We start from the raw sequence: 26667 nt of genomic DNA, 5'->3' as shown, positions 1-26667 counted from the left end.
TCGTATGAGTCACCAGCCGGTCACCAAAACATCCTCAACTAAGCAGTGTGTTCCAGAAAATCAGCAGGAGACGTCATGACATCACGCAGGGAAGTATTACAACTCGGTGCATTCGGTGCATTCGGTGCATTCGGTGCTCTCGGTGTCATCGGAATGAGTGGAGAAGACGCGCCGGTTTCCACCGCCCCACTCCTGACGAAAAGCCAACTCGCACCTGCCAATATGCCGGTGCCCTACGCTGGCGTGTTCTGTCGTCCCCCCGAATTAGTGCCGTACCAGACAGGCTTCGATGACGGCGATCCGTCGCGTCCCTTTGCCCGCTACGCTCTCACCCAGAAGCTCGGCCAGGCCCAGTTTGTTCCCGGGCTAGCCACGACGGTCGCTGGCTATAACGGGATTTTCCCCGGCCCGACCATCCGGCTGACCCAGGGAACTCGGAGCGAGGTGCGTATTCGCAACGCTCTGCCGGCCAACGGTCTGCTTCACCCGAGTGTGTTTCGCACCGTCACTCACCTGCACGGCTCGGCGTCGCTACCGCAGTACGACGGGTACGCCAACGATTTTACCGCCGTTGGCAAGGTCAAAAACTATCAGTATCCCAACTGGCAGCCGGCGCGTACCCTGTGGTACCACGATCACAACATGCACCTGACCGCGCAGAACGTGTACTCGGGGTTGGCCGGCATCTATCCCCTGCACGACCCGTTCGAACTGGCGCAGCTGCCGCAGGGTGAATTCGACGTGCCGCTTATGATATCCGACGTCATGTTCAAAGCCGACGGCTCCCTCGGCTACAACGACAACGAGCACAGGGGGTTGTGGGGCGATATCATCATGGTCAACGGGGTGCCGTGGCCCACGATGAAGGTCAAGCCCCGCATTTACCGCTTTCGAGTGCTGATCGCCTCTATTTCACGCTCCTACCGGCCGACCCTCTCGACCGGTGAGCCGATTTATATAGTCGGCACGGACGGCGGCATGACTCCCGTCGTTCAAGCAGTGAAATCCTGGCGCCAAGGTACGGCCGAACGCTACGAGATTTTGATCGATTTTCGCAGGTACCGGCCCGGGCAATCAGTCGAGCTTCGCAACTTGAGCAACAAGAACAACATGGACTTCGCCAACACCGGCAAGATTATGAAATTCACAGTCGTAGCCGACTCTGGTTCGAGCGCTGGGTCGATCTCGGCCATTCCTACTTCCCTCGATGACGGCGGTGCGACCCATCCCGATTTGGGCGGCCTGGCAACCATGAGCCTCACGCCGGACATGGCCAAGGTGAAACGGAAAATGGTGGTGGAGCGAGGCAACGGCGTGTGGAAGATCAACGGGACGACTTGGGCCGACGTTGAGCAGTCGAATTTCACTAAACTGTTCGGCAATCCGCAGCCCTACGACGTGGAGCAGTGGACCATTACCAACGCCTCGGGCGGCTGGTTCCACCCGGTCCACATCCACCTGATTGACGGAAAGATCATCGGGCGAAACACCAATGGCGGTAAACCGTTTGCTTGGGAGAAGGGCCCAAAGGATGTCTTTTATATCGGTGAGAATGAATCTGTCACGGTGCTGATGCAGTTTGATACCGGCAAGGCTGCCGGCGGTCGCTACATGATCCACTGTCACAACCTCGTGCACGAGGACCACGACATGATGATTCAGTTTGCCGTGGGCGATTATCGAGTGAACGATCCGATCACCTCGGACGTTCCCGTGCTTGACAGCACGCCGATGGGCTCATACCCGCCGGTCTACCAGCCGGGATTACCGGCGGGTACCTGATGTTTTACGTGAATCGACTGGCTCCGGCGATGTTGTTGGTGCTCATTCTGAGCGGCTGCACTGCCGGGGTAGTTGCTCCGGATATTCTGCCAAAATCGACTATTGCGCGGGAGCCTGGCGCCGACCTCGGCAATGACCGGCCCGATGTGACTTTTGACGGCCTCATGGTACGTCGGAGAGTGGCTCTCGCTGTGCAGGCCAACGAAAACGCCGACCTCTCGGGTCTGCGCGCCGAGCTCGAGCGGCGGGCGACGGATGCCAACCTGACGTTGTCGGACATCCCTCCCGACGTACTCCCAGCGGGCCTCCTCGACCAGACTGTGCCCATGCTGACGATGCTGCTGCCGGCCGGCACGACGACTGCCCAAACGCGCGCTTTGGTTGGGCCGGAAGCATCCGTCTCGTCGCTGTCAGCGAGCCAGGACTCGACCTTCTTCGTGGTCGATGTGCTCGTGCACGATCTTCGATTCGAGGTCGCGGCGGCCGACCCGGCGCAGGTGGCCGATTCGATGGCGACGGAAGGCATAGTTGCTGACGCGATCGGCAACTACAGCACGACTTTTAGCACTGGCTTGCTCGCGGTTGACTATGTCGGACCACTGCTCAGCGACTCCGTGGTGGAGTCTGTGCGCGTTGGAATCGCTCGTGGGGCCGGCGCGGCACCGGCGGAGGTAGCGGTGCGGCCCGAGTCGGTGACCGGGGTTGGTGTGGACATGGCGATCGAGCCGTTGCCAGCTCCCGCAGTCATCGCCCAGGCCATAATGAATCACTCCGTCGACGAGGCGGCCCCGGTGCCCGCTTCGCCCGGCCCGTGGATCGGCTATTGGGTTGGAATCACAGTGCTGCTGTGTGCGACCTTGGCGATCATGTTATGGGGCGGGTTCCAGCGGCGGCGCCGGCTTCTGGCTAACGCGTTTGAACGGGAACAACCCGATTCAGGGTCGCCATGACCGAGGTGCCACCGCCGATCCAGGAGCGTACCTCGAGCGAGCCGCCGGCGACCTCGATGGTGTCGCGCATGATGCGCAGGCCCAAGTGATTTTCGGGGGCGTCTGCGGCCATGTCGAAACCGCAGCCGTTGTCATGGATGAGGAGGATGGTGCGATCCGCATCTTGCATGAGCGTCAGTTCGAGGGTGCCGGCTTTGGCATGCTTCACAGTGTTGGCGAGAACCTCGCGGGCCACCCGATAGAACATCGCCGCGCGGTCTCGGTCGAGATCACAGTCGGGGGGGATGTGCAGTTTGACCTCGATGCCGCGCTCAAGCAGCGGGGCGGCCAGCCGGGTGAGCGCGGCCGGCAGCCCAAGTTCGGCCAGATCGGGCGGGTAGAGCTCGGTGGTCATGGCGCGCAGCGTGCGCACGTTCTTTTGCAGGATGGCCTTGGCCTGCGCGAAGAGCGCCCGATTCTCGTCGGTGGAGTGCCTTTCTTCGGCTTCGAGGGCGTAGGACAGCCCGGCCAGGTCCTGGATGACCTCGTCGTGCAGATCACGCGCAATGCGCTGGCGTTCCAGGTCGGAGGCGTCGATCGCGTGCTGCAGCAGGCGGCGTTTGGTTGACTGGTGGCCTTGGATGCGCCGGGCCAGCTGGATCGCTGGAATGAGCTGTGCCAGTTGCAGGGCGCCGAGGGACAGTAAAAAGGTTGGGATCAGCCCGAGGACGAGGGCATTTTGCTCGTCACGCACCCCGTCGTCGTTGAAATACGCCTCGACGATCAGCGCCTGACCGTTGGTCGCAGTGGTGCGCACGTGCACCTCGACCAATTCACCGGACTGGGATTCGTGCAAGTCGTCGGCGGCGTCCTGCACGCCAAGACTCGCATACCCCTCGCCGCCGGCGAAGAGTTCTGGTGCAAAGCTGGGAAGGTCGAAGACCTGGCCGATCAGGGAGGGAACGTCGGAGTATACGATTCTTCCCCCGGAGTTCCAGACCTTGATGCGCACCATCGATCCGTCGGAGATACGCGGAGCCAGACGATCGTCCAGCCGACGGGTAGACCCGGGCAATCCCGCGAGGAGATCATTGGAGATGAGCGGCCCGATGGAGTAGTCGGCGAGGCGCTGAGCCTGCTGGATAGCGTTGTCCATGGCGTTGCTCTTGGATTCAGCGCGGACCCAGAGTGCAGCGGGCAGGGCGATGACGACCATGGCGATGACGCCGACAGTAATAAACCGACTCACCGCTGAGCGCACCTCTGAGCGTTCGTCCGACTGGGTTCGGTCGAGGCTGCTCGTCTTTGCCGGATTAGACATGCTGGGCGGGAACCAGGCCCAGACGTGTGGCGATCACGACCGCCTCCAATTGGGAGTGCGCTCCGAGCTTTCCCAGGATGGATTTCACGTAACCACGGCAGGTGTTCTCCGAGATGCCCAGGGTCTTAGCGTTGGCACGCACATCGGAACCCTCGCCCATGAGGCGGAGTACGGCCAGCTCGCGCTTGGTCAGTTCGGGAAACGGAATCTCCTCGTTGCGTTGACGGCGTCGTGCGCCGAGCAGACCCACGAGCGACGGGTGCACGATGAAGCCGCCCAAACGTGCATGCCGGAGAGTGTCGAGCACAGTGGCGAGCGAACCATCCTTGGGCAGAAAGGCGCAGACGCCGATCGCCGCGGCCTGTTCGAGGGCCTCCAGGGCCGGGTCGCCGGTGAGGATGACGATGCGGGTCTGCGGGGCGCGGGCCAGGATAGCGGCGGCCGCGACGAGGCCGCTGCCGTCGGGCAGGTGGTAGTCCATAACTACGACGTCGGGGAGCAGCTCCAGACATGCTTCAACGCCGCTCGCAACACTGTTCGCTGAGCCGACGCTCTGCAGGTCGGGCTCGCGATCGAGGGAGCCGGTGAACAACTCCGCAAAAGTTGTGTGGTCATCGACGATGAGAATGCGAATCGGGGCGGTCGGCGTGGATTGGACGGCCGTCTCCTGCAAGCGCGGTTCGAGGGGGGACATTTGCGTGGTCATCTGCGGCAACCTCTCTGCCCGGTCGCGTGCTGCGGTAGCCCGGCCGACGAAAATATTATCTGCAGAACCTGAAGTTCTGTCGAGTCCTGTTGTTTTTGTCCCCCATATGGTAGGGCTCGGAGATCAGGCGCGAGCGACGACGCGGCGCAAAAATGAGGTAATGACATCAGTGGCCTCTCGGAGGGAAGCCGCGACCGGCTCTGGTCGCGGCGCAGTCGTGGTGCAGGGAAGAAAATCGGATGCTGGGACTCTGAGTTGTTCGTGCAACACCAGGAAGGCCGAGAGCACATCGGCCAGATCGCCGTCTTCGGCGGCCGTTGCGTGCAGCAGCCGGAGCTGGGCTGATCGCAGAACGTGGCCGGGCGCACAGCCCAGTTCGCTTCGCATGGCGTGGCGGCAACGGTCGTAGGCCTGCAGCCCCTGGGCGTGGCGCCCGGCTGCCTCCAGCCCGAGGATAAGGGCCGTCCAGGCTCGTTCATTGAGCGGATCGTCGGCAATCGCGAGGTTGGCGAGATCGACGGAATCGTCGACGCGGTGCAGAGCGGCAGCGGTTTCGGACGCCAGAACGCGGGTTGCGGTCAGCCGGGACGCGTGCAGGTCGCGTGCCTCCGATGCCCAGGCTGCGACCAACTCATCGCCGAGCAATGGGGCTTCGGCGATGTCGAGGGCGCGAAGTAAGAGTGGGTATGCCAGCTCGAGATTGGATTTCTGGGCGCGTTGTAGCAAATCGTCAAACTGGTCAAGGTCGACATTGACCAGGTCGTGGTCCAACACGTAACCGCCGGTTGTGGTTTGCAGCGGCCCGAACTTTCCCGCACCGGGCTGTAGGTGGCGGCGCAGCACGCTGACATAACTTTCCAGGGTTGGTAGGGCCTCGACCGGCGGGTTTGCTCCCCAGAGCAATTCGATCAGGTGGTCTTTCGATACTGGGAGGCCAACGTGCACGAGGAGAATCTCCAGAATCTGGCGCGGTTTCGGGCCACCGAGTTGGTGAGCGTGCAGAACTACGGATCCGCGTCGGATGGTCAAATTACCGAAGAGCTGAACGCTGAGACGCGCGGCGGGTGCACTGGCTGGATTCACTCGGGTGTCGGATTCCATTGTCATGACGACCTCCACTGTTGGAATGCGACAATGGTGCCTGTTTGCCTACGCTCGGGGTAAGCCGCGGGTGGGCTAGAGAATTACCCCCAATTTCGGGGACCAATTCAGAAGCCGGTATGGTGCCCAGTGCCGAGGGACAGGTGGGCCGCCTGCGGCCCCTCCAGAACGAGGGCAATGGCCTGATTGGGGATCTCGAAAACGAGGGTCGCTTGAACGGATGCTCCGGCCCGCTCGGTCGTGTCGACCCAGAGTGCGGTGGACCGCGCGCCGAGTCCGGACAGGGAATAGTCGGTAGCGCGGAAGACTAGACCGGCAGCATCCGTTTCGGCCAGTTCGAGCAGAATGCGCACGCGATGGGCCCCCGGCTGCACCGGACCGGAGAGCAGATCGGCGTCGGTTGGCGGCACCCAGCCATCGGTTTCGAGCGGGATGATCGCGCTGATGCGGGCGAGCCCGCCGGGCACGGCGGCCGTGTCACCGAATGGGGTGCTCGGCTTCGCACCGGTGAGCAGCAGCACGCCAGCCAGAGTAGCCATCATGAGCCAGACGATGGCCAGTGGAATCAGAATTTTGTGGCGCCGCTGTAACAGGGTGCGAGGTCGGGGACGCGTGTGCTGCGTCGCGCCCGGATGCTTCTCGTCGTCGGGACGCATCAGGCGCAGGGTCATGTTCGCGGGAGTCATGTGCGGAACTCTGGCCGCGGGACCATGGGAAAACCCTGCTCCGGTGGCGCGGCGGTTTGGGAGTTATCGAGTCTCTACCCGATCCAGAAAACGATGGGTACGTTGGTGCCGAAGCTCGCTAAAAATCTGGACAGCGCAACCTTGTTCTCTGATCCTGCCCGCATCCATAAATGCAACGTAGTCAGCCACCGCACGGGCGATACGCATTTCGTGCGTAACGATGACCATGGTGAGACCTTCAGACGCAAGTTCCGCCATCACCGCCATCACCGCCAGAACTTCGTCGACGAGTTCTACGACCTTGTCGACTTCGAGATCATGGTCCCCGAAGCCGACCCCGCAGTGGTGGCCTACCCGGAGATCCGACGTTTTACCTTCGGACAACACCACGCCTGCAGTGAGGCTGCCGTGACGCCGATTGGCGAATGGGAATTGCTTGACCATGTTGCCGCCGAAGGCCTTTCCGTCGCTCCGGACGTTGAATTCGCTGTCGCCTGGGCGAACAAGCACATCGGCAGCCTGCGTTTAGTCGGTGACTCTCTTCTCTGATCAGAATCGTTTTCTTGGTCTAAGGTGCCGTTGGCTCGAAGAACGGATGCGGGTGCTCGCCGGGCTCAGCGGGCGAGGGCGGCCAGCTCGGCGCGGGTTGAGGCGCCCACCTTGCGCAGCAGGTTGGCCACGTGAAACTTTACGGTGTTCTCGCTGATGGTCAGCGCCTCGGCGATCGCCTTGTTGCGGGCTCCCGAGGCGACGAGTTCGAGCACGCCGCGTTCGCGTGGGCTGAGGCCCCAAGCTGCCGCGGCAGTGACGGAGGCCGTCGGCGCGTCGAGCGGCAGCGACACGGCCATTTCGGAGCCCCAGCCCGCCGTCGCCTCGACGTTGAGGGTGCCGCTGAGCGCAACGACACGGGCGGCGAGCTGGCGCACGCTCGGAACCTCGGCGTCGAGGTCGCCCGGCCCATCATCGCGAATGCGGATGAGCAGGTTGCTGCCATCGCAGTCCCACTGCACGCGCACCCGGGCGACTCCGGTCTGCTCGACCAGGGCGAGCACGGCGCCGCGCACGATGGCACGGGCCTCGTGCGCGACCTCGCCGGGCAATGCCCGACCGTTTACGGGCGGCTCGATGAACTGCACGTCGAGGTCGCCGAAACGCACCAGCGGGCGCAGGTCGTTCCTGAGGCGTTCGAAGGCGCGGGCGACGGGTTCTTCGGTGAGGCTGCGATCCAGATCACTCACCGCGCGCAGGGCGACCATCGCAGCCGCGGCGAGCTCGGTGGCCTTTTGCCGGGCGGCGGTATCGCTCGTGTCACTCGAGCGAAGCACGGCGAGCAGGGATTCCAGCGTGGTGGCGTGCGCGTCGGTGAGATCAGCGATGAGTTTGGAGCGTTCGGCGGCTGCGCTGCGCGCGGTTTGAATGGCGGAGTCCGTGGGGAGCGTCGAGCGTTTTGCGGCCGTGGTCGCGGGGGATGACGCGGTGCATGCGGCCGGTTCGGCGGCTCCGGTATTCGCATCAGGCCGGAGGGACGCCGCTGTGCTGCGCGCGACGGCCTCAGTGGCGGTGGCGCGCACGTTGGGGGTAGATGGAGCGAAAGTCATGCCCTTAGCCTACCCGGGTCATCCTTAGGACTCGCCCAGAGCTATCCGTTTGGATAGGAAAACCGTTCGTTTGGCGGGCCGCAGTCCCACTCAAAGGAGTGGATCATTGAGCTATGCCCGAAACAACAACCACCCCTCCGACAGCGGATGCCCTCGGCCTCATTTTCGCGGAAAACAGCCGTGTCGTCGACGCGTTGCGATCGACATCCGGTTCAGTAATGGATGCGGCGGCAACTCTGCTCGCCGCGGCGCCCCGAGTGTTCGTGCTCGGTGCTGGCCGCTCTGGGCTTGCGCTGAAGATGACCGCGATGCGGCTCATGCACCTCGGTCTTGAGGTGCACGTGGTTGGCGAGGTGACCAGCCCGGCGATTGCGTCGGATGATGTGCTGCTCGTCGCGAGCGGGTCCGGAACGACGGGCGCCATTGTGCGTGCCGCCGAGACGGCTCACGGTGTGGGCGCGAGTATTCTCGCGCTGACGACGGCGCCCGACTCGCCGCTCGGGCGACTCTCTGAGGTGACCGTGGTCATTCCGGCAGCCGCCAAGCAGGACCATGCCGGGCAGGTGTCGGCCCAGTATTCGGGCGGCCTGTTCGAGCAGTCGGTGTTGCTCGTCGGTGACGCCCTGTTTCACACGCTCTGGAAGGCGAGCGGTTCCACGGCCGAGCAGCTTTGGCCACGCCACGCCAATCTCGAATAAAACCGACCGGGCCCGGTCGCAAAATCACTTACCCCAACAGAAAGTAGAACCCCATGAAGCTTCAGGTAGCAATGGACGTACTGACCACCGAAGCGGCACTCACGCTGGCTGCCCAAGTCGCCCCGCACGTCGACATTATCGAGCTCGGCACCCCGCTGATCAAGGCCGAAGGCCTGCGCGCCGTCACCGCGATCAAGGCTGCGCACCCCGACAAGATCGTCTTCGCCGACCTTAAGACGATGGATGCCGGCGAGCTCGAAGCCGACATCGCTTTCGCCGCCGGCGCCGACCTTGTGACCGTGCTCGGCACGGCCGGGGACAGCACCATCATCGGTGCCGTCGCCGCAGCGACCAAGCACGGCAAGGGTATCGTTGTTGACCTGATCGGCGTCGCCGACAAGGTCACCCGCGCCCGCGAGGTCACCGCGCTCGGGGCCCAGTTCGTCGAAATGCACGCTGGACTCGACGAGCAGGCCGAGCCCGGCTTCTCACTCGCGACATTGCTCAACCAGGGTGAAACCGCGAAGGTTCCGTTCTCGCTCGCCGGTGGCGTGAACCTCACGACGATCGCCTCGGTGCAGCGCGCCGGGGCGTCCGTCGCCGTCGCCGGCGGAGCAATCTACGGCGCCGGGGACCCGGCCGCCGCCGCTGCTGCCCTGCGCGCCGCGATCATCTAGTCGCAGAGCTTGAACTCAGTGCCGTCCCGTTTTTGCGGGGCGGCACTTTTGCGTAAGCGAATGCCCGCGCTACCGCGAATAGAAAGCGTTTCGAGGCCCGGACCCGGTGGTTCGCGCGGTGTCACACTTGGTACCCAGACCACGGATGCCCGGGCCCGGTGCATGCACGCACGCACGCACACGCACGCACGCACACGCACGCACACGCACGCACGCACGCGCGCCGCCGTGTCGGTGGGCGCCGCTAGGCTGGTGGCGCCGAGAACAGTTGGCGGCACTGTCGCCGCGAGAGGACGCCACCCATGAAGAACAGCCACGCGTGAGCAGCACCATTTTCGACCGAGCCAAGCCAGCAGCATCCGTTGTCGCCGCCTCGCTCACCGGAACCCGTCAGGGCTCCTTCTGGCTCGACGACCTCGAGCCGCGCACCGGGTACCCCGCACTCACGCGCGATCTACGCTGCGACCTCGCGATTGTCGGCGGCGGCTACCTCGGCCTGTGGAGCGCGGTACTGGCCAAGCAGCAGAATCCGGCGGCTCGGGTGGTATTGCTGGAGGCGCGCACGGTCGGCTGGGCGGCATCCGGTCGCAACGGCGGTTTCTGCGAGGCGAGCCTCACTCACGGTGAAGACAACGGGCGCAGTCGCTGGCCGAAAGAGATCGCCCGACTGACCGAACTCGGCAACGAAAACCTCGACGAGATCGAACGAGCTGTCGCAGCCCTCGAGCTAGACTGCGATTTTAAACGCACCGGAGCCATCGACCTCGCGGTCGAAGAGCACCAGATTGAGTGGCTGCGGGAGCAGACGAGCGACGAGAACACCGTGTTTCTTGACGAGTCCGCGGTGCAAGCCGAGGTCACGTCACCGACCTATCTCGCTGGCGTCTGGCACCGGCGCAGCAATGCCCTCGTGCATCCGGGCAAGCTTGCCGCCGAACTAGCTCGCGTGGCGGCTGAACTCGGGGTCGAGATCTTCGAGCACTCCCTCGTGCACAGCATCGACACGGCCGGTCGCCGGCCGGCCCAGGGCGCCCGGGTGGTTACCACGGGCGGCACGGTGACGGCCGACAAAACGGCACTCGCGACGAATGTGTTTCCCTCCCTGCTCAAACGCAACAAACTCGCAACGGTGCCGGTCTACGACTACGTGTTGATGACCGAACCGCTCGAGCCGAGCCAGCTCGCCGCCATCGGCTGGCAGAACCGGCAGGGGCTGAGCGACCTGGCTAACCAGTTTCACTACTATCGGCTGAGCGCCGACAACCGCATTCTGTTCGGCGGCTACGACGCCGTCTACCACTACGGTGGCCGCGTGCGCAGCGGATACGAGAATCGGCCGGAGACTTTCGAGAAGCTGAGCCGCCACTTTTTCACGACGTTTCCGCAGCTGGCCGGGGTGCGTTTCAGCCACAAATGGGCTGGCGCGATCGACACGTCCACGCAGTTCTGCGCCTTTTTCGGCCAGGCACGCCAAGGCCGCATCAGCTACGCGGCGGGGTTCACCGGGCTCGGCGTCGGCGCGACCCATTTTGCCGCCAAGGTCATGCTGGACCAGCTCGCCGGCCGCACCACGGAGCGCACTGAACTGGCCATGGTGCGCGGGTCGCCGCTGTCGTTCCCGCCTGAGCCGATCGCATCCCTTGGAATTCAGGCCACACGCTGGGCGCTGAACCGTGCCGATCATAACCGCGGGAAGCGCAATGTCTTGCTCAAGACCCTCGATGCGCTCGGGCTCGGTTTCGACTCCTAAAAACTAGCCGAGCAGTAGTTTGCCCAGTTGGTCGGTCGAGTGCACGACCGCGGTTGCCGCCTCGGCCTCAGCCGGCGAGCCGTAGCCCCACTCCACCAGAATCGCCGGAATCCCATTGGCCTGGGCGCCAATGGCGTCGTAGCTGCGGTCGCCGACCAGGACTGCTCCGCTGGTGTCGACGCCGGTCGTGGCGAGGCGCGCGAGGGCTTCAGCGACGATGTCGGCCTTCTTACTGCGGGATTCGTCAGCGGAGGCGCCGACGGTGGCCGTGAAGTACTGGGCGAGGTTGAAGTGCGTGAGAATGGCAATCGCACTGAGCTCGGGCTTGCTGGTGGCGAGAGCGAGGGGAATTCCCGCGGCATGGATGCGCGCGAGCAAGCCGGCAACGCCGGGAAAAACGGCCGTGTCGAGCGCGGCGGCGCCCTGGTACTCGGCGCGGTAGACCGCGATGGCTTCCACGGCCTCGTCGGGAGTCATCCCGGCGTATTCCTGAAAGGCATCGAGCAGGGGCGGACCGACGTAGGCAAGAAGTTCCGCTGCGGAGGGAACCGGGCGGCCAAGCAGCGTAAAGGTGCGGGCCAATGAGCTGGTGATGGCTGGTGCGGAATCGGTTATGGTTCCGTCGAGGTCAAAGAGAATGGCGCTCCAGGTGCGCGTCAATGTTGCGTTCATTCGGCATAGCCTAAGCGGTTAGTCATCCAAATGTCCCATTTGCCCATTTACTCAGCTTTCCCACGGTTTGGGGCTCGTCGACCAGTGCTCCAGCGCTAGAACAGTTTCGATGCCGTGTCGTCGAGGCCGCGCATGGCGTCGTAGTCCAGCAGCAGGCAGCGGATGCCGCGATCCTCCGCCAACTTGCGAGCCTGCGGTTTGATCGTCTGCGCGGCAAAAACCCCACTGACCGGCGCCAAGTGCGGGTCGCGGTTCATGAGTTCGAGGTAGCGCGTGAGCTGCTCCACCCCGTCGATGTCACCATTTCGCTTGAGTTCTACCGCGACGGATCGGCCAGCGGCATCCTGCGCGAGGATATCGACCGGCCCGATGGCGGTCATGTACTCGCGGCGCACGAAGGTGAAACCCTCGCCGAGCAGGTGAATGTGCTCGGCCAACAGCTTCTGCAGGTGCGACTCCGCGCCGTCCTTGATCAGGCCGGGGTCGAAGCCGAGCTCGTGCGCCGAGTCGTTGAAAACCTCGAAGATGCTCACCACGAGTCGATCCAGGGTTTTCAGGTGAGTGACCGTCCAGAGAGCGGTGATGCCGGCATCCGCTTGATCGCTGTCAGGATCGGAGATGGTGATGGAGCAGGGCGGGCTCATCCAATTCAGCGGTTTGTAGGAGCCGCCGTCGGAGTGCACGAGCACGCTGCCATCGGATTTGATCATCAGCAGACGGTTGGCCAGCGGCAGGTGCGCGCTGAGACGCCCGGCATAGTCAACGGAGCATTTCGCAATTACAAGGCGCACCGATCGAGCTTAACCGATAAGTGGCGCACAGCCGGCATGCCTCCAACTCCCAGATTGTGAGCGCAAACTGGAATTAACGAGCCCAGACGGGGGCGAAATCTCCTGGGTGTTAGAAGCTCGCGATTCAATCTAAAGGAGAGAGTCCTTGAAGGCACTCGTATATAACGGCCCGGGCAACATGTCCTGGACAGACGTTCCAAATCCACAGATTACTCAGCCCACCGACGTGATCGTTCAGGTAGACACGACCACTATTTGCGGTTCTGATCTGCATATTCTCAAGGGTGATGTGCCCGCCGTCACGAAGGGTCGAATTCTCGGCCACGAAGGTGTTGGCACCATCACCGAAATCGGCTCATCCGTGAGCACCCTGGCCGTCGGCGACCGGGTCATCATTTCCTGCGTGAAGTCCTGTGGACACTGCGCCAACTGTAAGACCGGCCTGTACTCGCACTGCCTCGGTGACGAGGGAACGAGTGGCATCGGCTGGATCTTCGGCCACCTGATCGACGGCACCCAGGCCGAATTCGTGCGCGTTCCTTATGCCGAGAACTCGCTCTACAAGGTGCCGGAGGGCGTCACCGAAGATCAGGCCGTCATGCTGTCTGACATCTTGCCGACCGGTTTCGAAATCGGCGTGCAGAACGGACAGATCAAGCCGGGCGACGTTGTCGCCGTGATCGGCGCCGGGCCGGTTGGCTTGTCGGCCATGGCCACCGCCGGACTCTACGGAGCCGCAACCATTATCGCGATAGACCTCGACGTGAACCGCCTCGAGCGGGCCAGGGAATTCGGTGCGACCAACGCGGTCGTGTCGTCCGCCGCCGACTGGAAGGCACAAATTCTCGCGCTCACCGATGGCGCCGGAGTCGATGTGGCCATTGAGGCCGTCGGAATTCCGCAGACCTTCGCCATGGCGACCGATATCGTTCGCCCCGGCGGCCACGTCGCCAACGTTGGAGTGCACGGCAAGCCGGTCGAGCTCCACCTCGAAGAGCTCTGGATCAAGAACATCAACATCAGCATGGGGCTGGTCAACACCAACACGACCCCGATGCTGCTGAAGCTCGTCGCCCAGGGCAAGCTGCCCGCCGAGAAGTTCGCCACCCACCACTTCAGCTTCGATCAGATGCTGGAGGCGTACGACACCTTCGGTCGCGCCGCCGAAACCAACGCGCTCAAGGTTGTCATCAGCCGATAGCTCGATGTCGGGGCCCTGCGGTCGCAGGGCCCTTTTCGCGCTAGCGACGAGCGGATACCGCCGGCCGCGCCGCCGGGGCGGCCAGCCCGGCCAAGACCATCAGCATTAAAACCAGGTACAGCGCGTTGAGAATGCCCCCGGCCTCGCCGAGCAGTCCGAGCACGGGCGGTCCGACGAGAAATGCGCCATAGCCGATGATCGCGACGGCGCTCACCCGCGCCGCAGCGTTCTTGGTGTCGTCGGCGGCCGCCGACATGCCCACCGGAAACCCAAGCGAGGCGCCGATGCCCCAAAGAATGGTGCCGACGTAAACCAACGGAGTGTTCGGCGCGAGGATAAACAGTACGAGCCCCGCGATGCCGATTGCAGCGCACGCCCGCAGCACCAGCACCCGGCCGAACCGGTCGAGCAGGGGTCCGCCAATCACGCGCCCCACGGTCATCGCGGCCACGAACACCCCGAACACGATGGCGCCGTCGGTGTTGCTGAGGCCATGTCCATCGACCGAGGCGAGGGCGAGCCAGTCGTTCGCCGAGCCCTCGGCGAAGGTCATACCGAGCACAATCAGGCCGATCAGCAGCAGTTTACGGTCGCGCCAAACGGCGAGGCTGTCGCGCAGGCGCTCGCGCCAAGGGACGCGCGGGGCATCCGCTTTAGTATCGATTTCGATGGCGGCCGGAAGGAATCGCACGGCCACGAAAATGGTGCCCAGAGCGAGCGCCGCCATGACCAGTAGATGCCAGAACACTGCGATCTCTAAAGCGGATGCCGCGGCGCCGCCGAGCGCGCCGACTACCGTGCCGAGGCTGAAGCAGGCGTGCATGATTGGCATGAGCGTGCGGCCGATGGCTCGTTCGGCGGCTGCGCCCTCGACGTTCATCATGACGTCGAGGGATCCCATGCCCACGCCGAACACGGCGAGGGCCGCGAACACAAACGGCGCCGAGGGCGTGAGGCTGACGCCGACGCCCATGAACACGAGTCCGGTCGCCGACAGTGAGATGCTGACCAACATGGCGCGGCGTGCGCCGAAGCGGGCGAGCAGGCCAGCCGCGATCAGCAGTCCGACAACCGAACCGGCGGAGAGCCCGAAGATGAGGATGCCGACCTGCGCGGTGTCGAGCCCCAGACCGTCGCGCACGGTGGGAACCCGCGACATCCAGCTGGCCAGGCCAAGTCCGGAAACGAAGAACGCGGCGAACACGGCGTTGCGCCAGCCGATCAAGCCCGCCCGTGCGGTCGCACGACCGACGGTGACAAAGGTATCGGCAGTGGACTTCGCGGGGGTGTTCACAATGGGCAGACGGTTCCTGTAGGGGTGGCGCGCTTCGATTCGAGACGGGCAGATTCGTCAACGGTACAACGAAAACCGCCCGAATGACCGGCCTAGATGCTGCGGTGGTCTCTGACTGCAGATTCCAGATTCGCCAGTCCGGGGGCCATCGCGGCGTCGACGGCCATGGGGTCGGAGATGTTCAGTAATTGCATTTCTCGGCGTCCTTTCGGGGCCGTGTTGATTTCGTGGTCGTCAGCCTCGAGACCGGCCAGTAGATCGGTGATCACGTCGTCGAGGGATCGACGTTCCCAGCCTAAATCGGCGCCGGCGTTCTGAGATGACATCATGGCCGTATCCGTCGCACCCGGGTAGACGGTCGCCACGTGCACGCCCGTTCCGGTCAGTTCGCGCCGCAGGGATTCTCCGAAACGAGCAAGGCCGGCCTTGGTGGCGGCATAGACAGAATAGAAGGGCATGCCGACGAGGGCGATTCCGCTGGAAATGTTCAGGACAATGCTGTCTCGGTCACCGCCGGCCCGAAGTCGCGGCAGCAGTGCCCTGGTGAGCAGCACGGGGGCGACGAGATTGAGGTCGATCATCGATCGAATGTCCGCTTCGCTGGTCAGTTCCAGCCTGCCGGCACGCACATTACCCGCGTTGTTCACCAGGAGGTCGACGGTGGGCCACGGCTCGACGGCTTCGGCTACTCGGTCAACGCTGCCGGGACGGGTGAGGTCCTGGGTCAGGATTTGTGCAGTGCCGCCTGCCGCTTCGACCAGCCGCGCCGTCGCAGTGAGCGTTGAGTCCTTACGGCCCACGAGAAGCAGCTGTGCGCCCCGAGATCCAAATTCTACGGCTAGAGCCCGCCCTATTCCTTGCCCTGCTCCGGTGATGATGCCGTGTCGGTTGCTGAGATCCAAAATAGTCATTCCTCTGATTCGGGCAAGACGGGCCGCGAGTTCGCGGTTCATGGAAAATAACGGACTGCTGGCGAGGGCTATTCCCCCGCACGCCGTTTGCCTAATATTCGGCGGATCAGCTGGTGCGGCTTGCGACTGTTGGGCTAACGCACATGATTCGCCCCAGTCAGCGTGTTAGCGTAGCCTTACCTTAGCAATCGTTCGCCACGTCTTTGGAGTTTCATGCGCATCCCTCTTTCTGTCGCCGCCCTCGTTGCCGGCGCCACCGTTTTTGCCCTCTCTGGTTGCACGCAGGCCGCTGAGCCGGCAGTGACCGGCACCGAAACCAGCGATAACGCCTTCACTCTCTATTCGGGGCGGGACGAAGCGCTCATCCAGCCGCTGATTGACCAGTTCGAAGAGACGAGCGGCATCAGTGTCGAGGTGCGTTACGGCAACACCGCCGAGCTCGGCGCGCTGCTGCTTGAGGAGGGCAACGCCACGCCCGCCCAGGTCTTCCTCGCGCAGGACGCCGGGGCGCTGGGCGCCCTCGCTAACGCCGACCTGTTTGCCACGCTTCCGGCTGAGACGACGGACGCGGTCTCGGCTGGATTCACCTCGACCGACGACCGCTGGGTCGGCGTCACCGGCCGGGCTCGCGTGATCACCTACGACAGCGAGGCGATGAGCGCGGCCGACGTGCCAACATCCGTTGATGCCTTCACCGACCCGTCCTGGTCAGGAAAGTTTGGCATCGCGCCGACGAACGCAAGCTTCCAGGCCTTCGTCACCGCCTACCGGGTGCTGAACGGCGAAGAGGCCGCCGACGAGTGGGTAGCCGCGGTTGCCGCGAACAGCCCGGTCATCTTCGACAACAACCGGGCCATTCTGGCCGCCGTCAATGAAGGGGTCATCCGGGCCGGACTCATTAACCACTACTACTGGTTCGCCCAGGCTGCCGAAACCGGCGAGGCGAACATGCGCGCCCAGCTCTCCTATCCCGATGCCGGTGACGCCGGCTCCATCGTCAACGTGACCGGTGCTGGCCTGCTCAGCGGCGCCGCCGAAGACGCCGACGCCCTCGAGTTCATCGCTTATCTGGTCGGCGCCGAGGCGCAGCAGTACTTCGTCGACGAGACCTACGAGTACCCGCTTGTGGCTGGAATCGACGCCCCGGCCGGACTGCCAGAGCTCGACTCGCTGGTCAACCCCGACCTCGACCTGGCCGACCTCGACACCCTCGCGGACACTCAGGCACTGCTCGGCAAGCACGGCCTGATCTAACATTGAAGCAGTGAAGGCGCGGTTGCGGGCTCAAGTCGGCAGCCGCGCCATACCCTTTACCGAAGCGGATGCCCCGGCGCCCGTTCGGTCTCGGAGCGCTACCCGCTGCGGAGAGCTGCGCCCGACCAATCCGTTGGTCGCTCCGCGAGCCGCCCGATCGCCCGGGTCGCGCGCGTGACCGAACTACTGATCCCGCCGCCGGAAACGGCCGCACCTCGCGCGCCAGCCCGTTACCGCTTCGGCGCCCCGCCCTGGCTCGTGCTGATAGCCGCGCTCTGCGCCGCAACCGCCGCCATTCCCCTGGTCTACCTCGTCGTGCGCACGACCGAGGCGGGCCTGGCCGAACTGCTCGCGACCCTGGTGCGCCCCCGGGTGCTGCAACTCACGGTCAACACGGTGCTGCTCGCCGCCGCCGTTACCCTGACTTGTCTCGTGCTCGGCACGATCTGCGCCTGGATTCTCACCCGCATCCGCCTGCCGTTTCAGCGCACGTTGCTGCTGGTCTCGGCGCTGCCGCTCGCGGTTCCGAGCTACCTGGCCGCCTACGGTTGGCTGGTCTGGTTTCCGAACATCAACGGATTCTGGGCCAGTTGGTTCGTCATGACCATGGTCTGCACTCCCTATGTGACGCTGCCGGTTGCGGCGGCGCTGCGCGGGGCATCCGCTGATCTGGAATCAGTGGCCCGCACCCTCGGTCGCGGCCCGCTGCGGGCCTTTGCGGCTGCCACCTGGCCGCAGATTCGCCCGGCCGCGATCGCCGGCGCGCTGCTGGTCTGCCTCTACTCGCTGAGCGATTTCGGGCTGGTCTCGATGCTGCGTTTTCAGACGCTCACCTGGGGAATCAACGCCGCCTACGGTGCGAGCTTCGACCGCAACCAGGCTGCCCTGCTCGCCCTCGTGCTCGTCGTGCTCGCGCTCGTGGTCGTTGCCGGCGAACGCCGCAGTCGCCGTCAGGTCCCCAACGTTCCCGGTCGCAGCACCATGCCGGCCCGCGCGCCCGGCCGTACCTGGCCCGTCTATATCTCAGTGCTGCTCGCGGCGCCGGTCGCCGGGGTCGTGGTTCCGGTAGTCGGACTACTCAGCCGCCTGCTCGAGGCCGAAACCCTGCGCGCCATCGACGTGCCTCGGCTGTTCGAAGCGATCGGCGCGACCCTCGGACTCGCCCTCGCCGCCGCCGTGGTTGCCGTGCTCGTGGCGCTGCCGATCGCCGCCCTCGCTGCCCGCTACTCTGGTCGCTTAGTCGCCGTGATCGAGGCCGTCGGGTTTCTCGGCCACGCCCTGCCCGGCATCGTCGTGGGCCTCGCGCTCGTATTCTTCGCGCTCGCCGCGGTGCCGATGTTCTACCAAACATCCGTCGTGCTGGTCTTTGCCTACGTCGTTCTGTTCATGCCGCGGGCGATCGGCAGCGTGCGCAGCGGCATCGCTGCGGTACCGACGAGCCTCGGCGACGTCTCCCGCATGCTCGGTTTGTCACCGCTTCAGGCCTGGTGGCGGGTCACCGCGCGTCTCGCCCTGCCCGGCATCGCGATCGGTGCACTGCTCGTGGCCATCTCGGCCATGAAAGAATTACCAGCGACGCTGCTGCTGCGGCCGACGGGCGTGTCCACGCTCGCGACCGAGTTGTGGAGTCGTACGGCCCTGTTCGAGTTCGGCGCAGCGGCGCCGTACGCTGCGGCGCTCGTGCTCGTGGCGATGGTGCCCGCGGTGCTGCTCTCCGGCATACGCGGCACAGCAAGGGAGAACTAGTGGGCTGGGTAGCAATCGAGGCGCTTCGAGTCGCGTACGGTGAAACGCGGGTCCTCGACGACATCAGCTTGCGCATTCCGCGCGGCTCGCTGGTGGCGGTTCTCGGCCCAAGCGGATGCGGCAAGACCACGCTTCTGCGCGCCGTCGCGGGTTTGTTGCCGGTCACCTCCGGCACCATCACGGTTGGTGGACGCCTCGTCACTGGCCCCGGTGTGCAGCGGGCGCCGGAGAAACGCGGAATGGGCTGGGTTCCGCAAGATGCCTCGCTGTTTCCGCACCTCACGGTCGGAGAGAACATCGGCTTCGGCCTGCCGCGCACGAAGCAGAGCGACGATCTGTACTGCGAGCCCGGCGAGGCTTCTGGGGGAGTTGCGGGCCTGCTGTCCGGCCTCACCCGAAGTGGGCGAGCAGCACGACGCACCCCCGTGCGGGTGAGTGCGCATGCGAGCCCGTTGGCGCCCGCGCCGATCAGCCCCGACCGGAGTAACCAAAACAGCCGCGCGAGCCGCATAGCGGAGCTCGCCACCCTGGTCGGCCTGTCCGAACTCGTCGATCGCGCCCCGTCGCAACTCTCCGGCGGCCAGGCTCAACGGGTCTCGCTGGCCCGCGCACTCGCTCCGCGGCCCGACCTCATGCTGCTCGATGAACCGTTCGCCGCCCTCGACCCCCTGCTGCGTTCGGCCCTGCGCACCGACGTAGCTGCGCTGCTGCGCGACCAGCACAACACGAGCTTGCTCGTGACCCACGACCAGGAAGAAGCTCTCTCCCTCGCCGACTTCGTCGCCGTGATGCGCGGCGGTGAGATTTTGCAATTCGGCACGCCAGCGGATGTCTACGAACGCCCGGTCAACTCGTGGGTCGCCGGCTTCGTCGGCGACACCGTCGAGCTCGACGGGGTCTGGCGCGGTGGCCGCGTCGAGTGTGCCCTAGGCTCACTCCCGGCGGACTGGACGGGTGCGCTGTCTGCGGGGAGGGCATCCGCTCCCGTTGACGGAACGCCGGTGCTCGTGCTGCTTCGTCCGGAATGGCTGACCCTCGCGGAGCCAACCACCGAGCACGGAACGGATGCCGTCGCCACGGCCATCGCCTACGCCGGCCACGACGCCCTGGTCACCTTCGCCCTCGCCGACGCAGCGAAGACTGAGGTGCGCGCTCGCGTCGCCGCACCCGACCTGCCGCAGCGCGGCGCGCGGGTGAAGCTCGGGGTGCGCCAGAACGCCCTCGTCTACCCGCAGGGGTAGACGCGACTGGCGGTTCCGGCCCGCGCGCCGCGCTTCGCGCTGCAGATTGTTGCTGACGCTCGCGGCCCGCCTTTGGCGGGAGCAGTTTTCTGTCGCGTCAGCACCAGAGGCGCGGGCAGGAAACAGGTGCGGGCGGGGACCCTCGGTCCTCGCGCCCGTGCACCGCAGCTGACTAGAGTGAGCTTGCTAGCCGTTTGAGGGCGAGTACAACAGTGAAACGAGGCGCCCGTGGCCGGTCATACATCAGCTCCCGGGCAGTCGGTGACCAGCCGTGTGCTGAGCCTCCTGGCGGCATTCGAACACAGCGCATCCGCTCGTTCGCTGTCGGAAATCAGTCGCGAAAGCGGGCTGCCGCAGAGCACCGCGCACCGGCTGCTCGGCGAACTCGAGACTTGGGGCGCCGTGCAGCGGGACGCCCAGGGCCGCTACCAAATAGGATTGCGCCTGTGGGAACTCGGCCAGCACGCCGGTCGCAAGCTGCGCGATGTGGCCCGGCCCTACCTGCAAGACCTGTTCGGACTCACCCAGGAGACCGTACACCTCGCCATTCGTGATGGCGCCGAGGTGCTCTATATTGACCGCGTTTATGGCAGTCGGCGTGTGCCGCAGGCCAGTCGGGTCGGCGGTCGCCTTCCGCTGCACGCTACCGCCGTTGGTCGCGCCATTCTCGCCTTCGAGGAGGAATGGGTGCAAAACGCGGTACTCGATGGCGAACTCGTGCGCCGCACTCCGCTGACGAAGACCGATCCGGCCGAGCTGTGCCGGGAGCTGGCCAAGATTCACGAGCTCGGCTTCGCTCTCGCTTCCGAAGAGGTGCGGCAGGGATCGTGTTCGCTGGCTGTGCCGGTATTTCAGCCGCCCGGTCAGATTTTCGGTGCACTCGGAATCGTGCTGCCGACCTCGCGCGCCCACCAGCTAGAGCGCTACCTCCCGGTGCTGCAGGGCACTGCGCAGCGAATTGAGGCCGGAATTGCGCACCTGCCAACCGCCACCCTGCGCCCGCCGGCCAGCGTGACGCAACTCACGCATCCGTGAAGCCACTTCCACCCAGTGGGACACTGCGGCGTTTGAAGCTGCCGTCGTGCCTTAGATAGATCTCGTCGACCTCAAAGTTGAGAAAAGCAAACCAAGGAGCAATCGTGACCGCTCAGCCAGCACTCGCCCACCCGGCGGCTTCCGCCCGAGCAGGCCAATGCCCCGTTACCCACGGCACTTCAGATGCCAACGCTCACGGCTTCGCCCCCTTCGCGATGACCGACCCGTTCCCCTCTTATACCGCCCTGCGCGAGAACGAACCGGTCATGTTTGACGAAGAGATCGGCTATTTCGTCGTCTCCCGCTACGACGACGTGAAGGCCATCTTCGACAACTGGAAGTTCTTCAGCAGCGAGAACGCCCAGGCCCCGGTGCGAGCCCGCGGCGCGGCTGCCACGAAGATCATGAACGACGGCGGCTTCACCGCCTACTCCGGCCTCAGCGCCCGCATCCCCCCTGAGCACACCCGCATGCGCGCCATCGTGCAGAAGGAATTCACGCCCCGCCGCTACAAGGCCCTCGAACCGACCATTCGCGAGAACACCGCGCGCCTGTTGCAGCAAATGCTGGCCCACCTTACTGGACGGGGCGACTTTCTGAAGGACGTTGCGGTAGATATCCCCACGATCACCATCCTCGGCCTGCTCGGAGTGGGGCCGGAGATGGTCTCGACCTACAAGAAGTGGTCCGATTCCCGCGCGGCGATGACCTGGGGCGACCTGAGCGACGACGAGCAGATTCCGCACGCGCACAACCTCGTCGACTACTGGACCGAGTGCCTGCGCCTGGTCTCGAACGCCCACGAGCAGCTCACCGCTGACCTGAATGGCGACAACCTCGTCTTCGACCTCGTGCAGGCGCAGTCCACTGGTTCGGACATCTCGGACCACGAGATCGCCTCGGTATGTTATAGCTTGCTCTTTGCCGGCCACGAGACCACCACGACGCTCATCTCCAATACCATTCGCGAGCTCCTCGCGCATCCGACAGAGTGGCAGAAGCTGCTGGATGACCCGAGCCGCATCCCGGCCGCGATCGACGAGACCCTGCGTTTCTCGCCGAGCATCGTCGGGTGGCGGCGCAAGGCCCTGGTCGACACCGAGATCGGCGGAGTGCAGATTCCGGCCGGGGCGAACATCCTCTTGCTGATGGGGTCGGCCAACCGCGACCCTGGCACCTTTGAACAGCCTGAAACCTTCGACATCAACCGGGTCAACGCCCGCAACCACCTGTCATTCGGCTTCGGCATTCACTACTGCCTCGGCAATATGCTCGCCAAGATGCAAGACAAGATCGTCGTCGAAGAGACCCTCAAGGCGGCACCGACGCTGCGCCTGATCGACGCCGAAAAGATCGCGTTCGGAGACAACCTGTCGTTCAGGGCGCCCACCGCGGTGCCCGTTACCTGGGGAGAAACGAAATGACTACCGCACCGTACATTCAGTTCTTTGACGGAGCGGATGCGCCCCGCCACGACCTGCTCGGCGGCAAGTGTGCCTCGCTCGTCGCCCTCACCCAGGCCGGCATGCCGGTGCCCCCCGGATTCGCCATCACCACCGCCTCCTACGACGCGTTCATCGCGGCCGCCGGGATCGAACAGGACATCCACTCGATGCTGGCCCACCTCGACGCCGACGACGTGGCCGAGGTCGACCGGGTCTCGGCCCAGCTGCGCTACGAGATCGAGAGCCGCCCGGTGCCCGCTGCCGTGCGCGCCGACTTCGTTGCCGCCTACCACGCCCTTCAGGCGCGGTTCAGCGAACCGGTTCCGGTGGCCGTGCGCTCCTCCGCGACTGCCGAGGACCTGCCAGACGCGAGCTTTGCCGGCCAGCAAGACACCTATCTATGGCTGAACGGTATCGACGACGTCACCGAGTACATCCGTCGCTGCTGGGCCTCCTTGTTCACCTCCCGCGCGATCACCTACCGGCTCAAGAACAACATTCCCAACGAGGGACTCTCCATGGCCGTTGCCGTGCAGAAGATGGTCAATGCCCGCGCCGCCGGTGTGGCCATCACCATGGATCCCACCACCGGCGACCGCTCCAAAATCGTCATGGAGGCCTCCTACGGCCTCGGCGAACTCGTTGTCTCCGGCCTGGTCACCCCCGACAACGTCACCGTCGACAAGATCATGCTCATGGTCGTCAAACGCGTAATCGGCGACAAGCACGCCGAACTCGTGCCAGACCCGGCCAACACCGGCTTGGTCGAACTGGAGGTTTCGGCCGCGCGCCGCGCCGTGCTCTCGATCAGCGGGACCGAGATCACTGCCATCGCGACCATCGCCAAGAAGGCCGAGAAGCATTTCACCTGCCCGCAGGACATCGAGTGGGCCCTTGACCGTGACCTGCCCAACGGGCAGAACCTGCTGCTCCTGCAGTCCCGCCCCGAGACCGTGCATTCTTCGCGCACGAAAACGGATGCTGCCGGCCCCGCCCGCACCACCGGCTACGGAATCGAGAGCATCACCCGATCACTCCTGGTTCAGGCCGGCAAAGCCACGGATTAAACCCGACCCGCAACATCCGTTTGAAAAACAACCACTCACCCGCGCACCACCTTCGAGAACGGTTTTCTTATGACAGAGAAGTCATTTCCCAGCCCCTATGACCAGGCTCCCGCCGACGGCGCCGAGGGGTGGAAAGAGCTGTACGCCTACAACCTGGTATTTCAACAGAACCGCCGCGAGGTCGAAGAGGCCAAGTTCTGGTTCTGCGACAGCCAGCACTGGCCCACAGTGACCAAGCCGTTCGAGACGATCGGTTTCGAATTCGCCGTGTCGTGCCTCGGCCAGTACAACACCCGCCACCTGCTCATTCCGCCGGCCAACGGCATCGAATTTCGCATTCACAACGGCTACGTCTTCATGTCACCGGTGGGCGTACCGGAGTCGGAGATCGCCGCCCGTGTGCCAGAGTTCATGGCGCGGGCCGGCCACTATTTTCAGAACTGGGACGGGCTGCTCGAACAGTGGCAGGGCAAGATCCGCGGCACGATCGACGAGCTCGGCGCCCTGAATTTCGACGCGCTGCCCGACAAGGTCAACATCAACGATGTCACGAACGGCAAGGGTACCGGCCCGAACAACGACCTGCTGGTCCAGTACGACGCGTTGATCGCACTGACCTACCGCGCCTGGCAGTACCACTTCGAGTTTCTCAACCTCGGCTACGTCGCCTATCTTGACTTCTTCAGCTTCTGCAAGGAGGTCTTTCCCGGTATCCCCGACCAGGCCGTCGCCAAGATGGTGCAGGGCGTCGACATGGAGCTGTTCCGACCCGATGACGAACTCAAGAAGCTCGCCAAGCTCGCCATTGAACTGGGCCTGACCGGCCTGTTCGGCAACACCGCCAACCCGGAACAGACGCTGGCCGGCATCACGGCCGTCACCGGTGGCCCCGAGTGGATCGCCGCCTTCAACGACGCCAAGGACCCGTGGTTCAACTTCACCGTCGGCAACGGCTTCTACGCCCACGACAAGTACTGGCTCGACCACCTCGAACTGCCGCTAGGTTACATCAGCGACTACATCGGGCGCTTGCAGGCCGGCCAGACCATCGACCGCCCGGTCGCCGAACTCGTCGCCGAACGCGACCGCATCACCGAGGAATACTCGGAGCTGCTCAGCCCCGAGCAGCTCGCCGCCTTCGAAGGCAAGCTCGGCCTGGCCCGTCAGGTCTACCCCTACGTCGAGAACCACAACTTCTACATCGAGCACTGGACCATGGGCGTCTTCTGGCGCAAGGCTCGCCAGCTCTCGGCGATGCTGCAGGAGCAGGGCTTCTGGCCCGATGCCGACGGCATGTTCTTTCTGCGCCGCGACGAGGTGCGCGAGGCCCTGTTCGACTACGTCACCGGCTGGGCCGTTGGCGCCCCGGCGATCGGCCCGTCGTACTGGCCCGAGGAGGTCGAGCGTCGCCGCGTCATCGTCGACGCGCTGCAGAAGCAACGCCCGCAGCCGGCTCTCAACACCCCGCCGGCCGTCATCACCGAACCGTTCACCCTCATGCTCTGGGGCATCACGAGCGACCAGATCAAGAACTGGCTCGGCGACTCCGACGCCCCCGAAGGAGAATTCCGTGGCATGGCGGCCTCGAGCGGCGTGGCCGAAGGCCCGGCCCGCGTGATCAGCAGCTCCGACCAGCTCTCCGAGGTGCAGGAGGGCGACATTCTCGTCGCCCCCGTGACGGCACCGTCGTGGGGACCGATCTTCGGCAAGATTCGCGCCACGGTCACCGACATCGGCGGCATGATGAGCCACGCAGCCATCGTCTGCCGGGAATACGGCATGCCGGCCGTCACCGGAACCGGCACCGCATCGTCGCAGATCGTGACCGGCCAGTGGCTGCGCGTCGACGGCAACAACGGCACGGTCACCATCGTGCTTGATCATGCGGACGCGGATCACGCACACGACCTCAGCCTGGCCCACGAAGCTGTCATTCAATTGGAGCAGGCGCTTGACGGCCCCGTTCTCGAAGGCAGCCATGCCTGATCCGTGCACGGACCAGCCCGCTCTTAGACCTGTTCGAACGGTGCTGATCACCGGCGCCGCCGGCGGGCTGGGCCGTGCCTTTGCCGTGAGCTTCGCGGCCCAGGGTGACCGGGTGGTTGTCGCCGACACCAACGTGGAGGGCGCCCAGCAGACCGTGGCGCTCCTCGAGGCGGCCGGCGGCACCGCCCTCGCCCTGCAGGCCAACGTGACGCAGCTCGACTCCGTCACCCAGCTCGCAGCGGATGCCTCAGCCTTCGCGAGCGACGGCGAGATCGACGTCATCATCAACAACGCGGCGATCTACGCCACCGTCACCCGGTCGCCGTTCGAAGAGATCGACGTCGACGAGTGGGACCGCGTGATGGCCGTCAATCTCAAGGGACCCTGGCTGGTCACCCGCGCGTGTTCCTCCTACCTCTCCGACGGAGCCGCGGTGATCAATCTGTCGAGTGCGACCGTGCTTAGCGGATCCGCCCAGTGGGCGCACTACGTGGCCTCGAAAGGTGGCGTGATCGCGCTCACCCGGGTGCTCGCCAAGGAACTCGGGGAGCGCAACGTCACCGTGAACGCGATCGCCCCCGGCTTCACCCTCACCGAGGCCAGCTACGGCCTCATCGAGGGCGCCGCCGATTACGGCGTCGACCGCGGCTCGATCAAACGGGCCAGCGAGCCCGACGACATCGTCGGGGCGGCCCTGTTTCTGGCTGGCCCCGGCTCGCGCTACATCACCGGTCAGACCCTCGTGGTCGACGGTGGTCGACAGTTTTTGTAAGGAG

24 protein-coding genes are annotated in these 26667 nt (G+C 64.8%); 15 read left to right on the top strand and 9 right to left on the bottom strand.

The window, feature by feature from the left end; genetic code table 11:
• Nucleotides 1-75: 75 nt before the first annotated feature.
• Nucleotides 76-1782, top strand: coding sequence for a multicopper oxidase family protein (locus CXY71_RS08580; protein WP_104135222.1), 1707 nt, complete (start codon nucleotides 76-78; stop codon nucleotides 1780-1782).
• On the top strand, nucleotides 1782-2732 hold the full coding sequence (locus CXY71_RS08575) for a hypothetical protein (protein WP_146072781.1): 951 nt from the start codon (nucleotides 1782-1784) through the stop codon (nucleotides 2730-2732). The genes CXY71_RS08580 and CXY71_RS08575 overlap by 1 nt, the downstream gene beginning before the upstream one ends.
• Here the strand turns inward: CXY71_RS08575 and CXY71_RS08570 are convergent.
• The 4 genes from CXY71_RS08570 to CXY71_RS08555 all read right to left on the bottom strand — a co-directional run bounded on the left by CXY71_RS08570 (nucleotide 2689) and on the right by CXY71_RS08555 (nucleotide 6525).
• A complete protein-coding gene (locus CXY71_RS08570; RefSeq protein WP_104135220.1) occupies nucleotides 2689-4032 on the bottom strand; it encodes a sensor histidine kinase in 1344 nt (447 codons plus the stop codon). The two genes, CXY71_RS08575 and CXY71_RS08570, sit on opposite strands and share 44 nt — an antisense overlap.
• Complete coding sequence (locus tag CXY71_RS08565) at nucleotides 4025-4738, bottom strand: response regulator (protein ID WP_104135219.1); 714 nt, start codon at nucleotides 4736-4738, stop codon at nucleotides 4025-4027. Before CXY71_RS08565 ends, CXY71_RS08570 begins: the two co-directional genes overlap by 8 nt.
• A gap of 123 nt (nucleotides 4739-4861) precedes the next feature.
• Entirely contained in the window at nucleotides 4862-5845 is a 984-nt protein-coding gene (locus CXY71_RS08560; RefSeq protein ID WP_104135218.1) for a BTAD domain-containing putative transcriptional regulator, read from the bottom strand.
• Nucleotides 5846-5946: 101 nt separating this feature from the next.
• Nucleotides 5947-6525 (bottom strand): hypothetical protein, encoded by a 579-nt coding sequence (locus CXY71_RS08555; RefSeq protein WP_233198340.1) that lies wholly within the window; start codon nucleotides 6523-6525, stop codon nucleotides 5947-5949.
• Nucleotides 6526-6549: 24 nt separating this feature from the next.
• On the opposite strand from CXY71_RS08555, the gene CXY71_RS22440 reads away from it, so the two are divergent.
• On the top strand, nucleotides 6550-7074 hold the full coding sequence (locus CXY71_RS22440; protein WP_158253032.1) for a hypothetical protein: 525 nt from the start codon (nucleotides 6550-6552) through the stop codon (nucleotides 7072-7074).
• Nucleotides 7075-7139: 65 nt separating this feature from the next.
• On the opposite strand, the gene CXY71_RS08545 is transcribed toward CXY71_RS22440, so the two are convergent.
• A complete protein-coding gene (locus CXY71_RS08545; protein WP_104135216.1) occupies nucleotides 7140-8123 on the bottom strand; it encodes a LuxR C-terminal-related transcriptional regulator in 984 nt (327 codons plus the stop codon).
• A 113-nt stretch (nucleotides 8124-8236) separates the two neighbouring features.
• Between CXY71_RS08545 and hxlB the strand changes: the two genes are divergently transcribed.
• The 3 genes from hxlB (at nucleotide 8237) to CXY71_RS08530 (ending at nucleotide 11248) form a co-directional block, all read left to right on the top strand.
• Nucleotides 8237-8821 (top strand): 6-phospho-3-hexuloisomerase, encoded by a 585-nt coding sequence (hxlB, locus tag CXY71_RS08540; protein ID WP_104135215.1) that lies wholly within the window; start codon nucleotides 8237-8239, stop codon nucleotides 8819-8821.
• A gap of 53 nt (nucleotides 8822-8874) precedes the next feature.
• Nucleotides 8875-9498: a 3-hexulose-6-phosphate synthase gene (gene hxlA, locus CXY71_RS08535; protein ID WP_104135214.1), complete on the top strand. Its 624-nt coding sequence runs from the start codon at nucleotides 8875-8877 to the stop codon at nucleotides 9496-9498.
• A 319-nt stretch (nucleotides 9499-9817) separates the two neighbouring features.
• Entirely contained in the window at nucleotides 9818-11248 is a 1431-nt protein-coding gene (locus tag CXY71_RS08530; RefSeq protein WP_104135213.1) for an FAD-binding oxidoreductase, read from the top strand.
• 3 nt (nucleotides 11249-11251) lie between these two features.
• Here CXY71_RS08530 and CXY71_RS08525 read toward each other — a convergent pair whose 3' ends face one another.
• Both CXY71_RS08525 and nucS read right to left on the bottom strand, forming a co-directional pair.
• A complete protein-coding gene (locus CXY71_RS08525) occupies nucleotides 11252-11920 on the bottom strand; it encodes an HAD hydrolase-like protein (RefSeq protein ID WP_104135212.1) in 669 nt (222 codons plus the stop codon).
• Nucleotides 11921-12015: 95 nt separating this feature from the next.
• Nucleotides 12016-12711 carry an endonuclease NucS gene (gene nucS / locus CXY71_RS08520; protein ID WP_104135211.1) on the bottom strand — a complete coding sequence of 232 codons (696 nt, stop codon included), beginning with the start codon at nucleotides 12709-12711 and terminating at the stop codon, nucleotides 12016-12018.
• 145 nt (nucleotides 12712-12856) lie between these two features.
• Between nucS and CXY71_RS08515 the strand changes: the two genes are divergently transcribed.
• Complete coding sequence (locus CXY71_RS08515; RefSeq protein WP_104135210.1) at nucleotides 12857-13912, top strand: zinc-dependent alcohol dehydrogenase family protein; 1056 nt, start codon at nucleotides 12857-12859, stop codon at nucleotides 13910-13912.
• A gap of 40 nt (nucleotides 13913-13952) precedes the next feature.
• Here the strand turns inward: CXY71_RS08515 and CXY71_RS08510 are convergent, their stop codons facing one another.
• A complete protein-coding gene (locus CXY71_RS08510) occupies nucleotides 13953-15206 on the bottom strand; it encodes an MFS transporter (protein WP_104135209.1) in 1254 nt (417 codons plus the stop codon).
• A 92-nt stretch (nucleotides 15207-15298) separates the two neighbouring features.
• Complete coding sequence (locus CXY71_RS08505; RefSeq protein WP_158253031.1) at nucleotides 15299-16117, bottom strand: SDR family oxidoreductase; 819 nt, start codon at nucleotides 16115-16117, stop codon at nucleotides 15299-15301.
• A gap of 213 nt (nucleotides 16118-16330) precedes the next feature.
• On the opposite strand from CXY71_RS08505, the gene CXY71_RS08500 reads away from it, so the two are divergent.
• The 8 genes from CXY71_RS08500 to CXY71_RS08465 all read left to right on the top strand — a co-directional run bounded on the left by CXY71_RS08500 (nucleotide 16331) and on the right by CXY71_RS08465 (nucleotide 26663).
• Entirely contained in the window at nucleotides 16331-17371 is a 1041-nt protein-coding gene (locus CXY71_RS08500) for an extracellular solute-binding protein (RefSeq protein WP_104135207.1), read from the top strand.
• A gap of 174 nt (nucleotides 17372-17545) precedes the next feature.
• The gene (locus CXY71_RS21955) at nucleotides 17546-19117 is read left to right on the top strand and encodes an iron ABC transporter permease (protein WP_233204561.1); all 1572 of its coding nucleotides are present in this window, start codon (nucleotides 17546-17548) and stop codon (nucleotides 19115-19117) included.
• Complete coding sequence (locus CXY71_RS08490) at nucleotides 19117-20358, top strand: ABC transporter ATP-binding protein (RefSeq protein ID WP_104135206.1); 1242 nt, start codon at nucleotides 19117-19119, stop codon at nucleotides 20356-20358. Before CXY71_RS21955 ends, CXY71_RS08490 begins: the two co-directional genes overlap by 1 nt.
• A 228-nt stretch (nucleotides 20359-20586) precedes the next feature.
• Entirely contained in the window at nucleotides 20587-21393 is an 807-nt protein-coding gene (locus CXY71_RS08485) for an IclR family transcriptional regulator (protein ID WP_104135205.1), read from the top strand.
• Nucleotides 21394-21497: 104 nt separating this feature from the next.
• Nucleotides 21498-22817: a cytochrome P450 gene (locus CXY71_RS08480; RefSeq protein ID WP_233204560.1), complete on the top strand. Its 1320-nt coding sequence runs from the start codon at nucleotides 21498-21500 to the stop codon at nucleotides 22815-22817.
• Nucleotides 22814-23905: a PEP/pyruvate-binding domain-containing protein gene (locus CXY71_RS08475; protein WP_104135204.1), complete on the top strand. Its 1092-nt coding sequence runs from the start codon at nucleotides 22814-22816 to the stop codon at nucleotides 23903-23905. The genes CXY71_RS08480 and CXY71_RS08475 overlap by 4 nt, the downstream gene beginning before the upstream one ends.
• A gap of 69 nt (nucleotides 23906-23974) precedes the next feature.
• Complete coding sequence (locus tag CXY71_RS08470) at nucleotides 23975-25891, top strand: PEP-utilizing enzyme (RefSeq protein ID WP_104135203.1); 1917 nt, start codon at nucleotides 23975-23977, stop codon at nucleotides 25889-25891.
• Nucleotides 25884-26663, top strand: a complete 780-nt coding sequence (locus tag CXY71_RS08465) for an SDR family NAD(P)-dependent oxidoreductase (RefSeq protein WP_104135202.1) — start codon at nucleotides 25884-25886, stop codon at nucleotides 26661-26663. Before CXY71_RS08470 ends, CXY71_RS08465 begins: the two co-directional genes overlap by 8 nt.
• The last annotated feature ends 4 nt before the right edge of the window (nucleotides 26664-26667 follow it).

Origin of the sequence: Cryobacterium sp. Y62 (assembly GCF_002929785.1) — a bacterium.
Classification (GTDB): domain Bacteria; phylum Actinomycetota; class Actinomycetes; order Actinomycetales; family Microbacteriaceae; genus Cryobacterium.
This window is presented reverse-complemented; position numbering and strand designations above follow the sequence as displayed.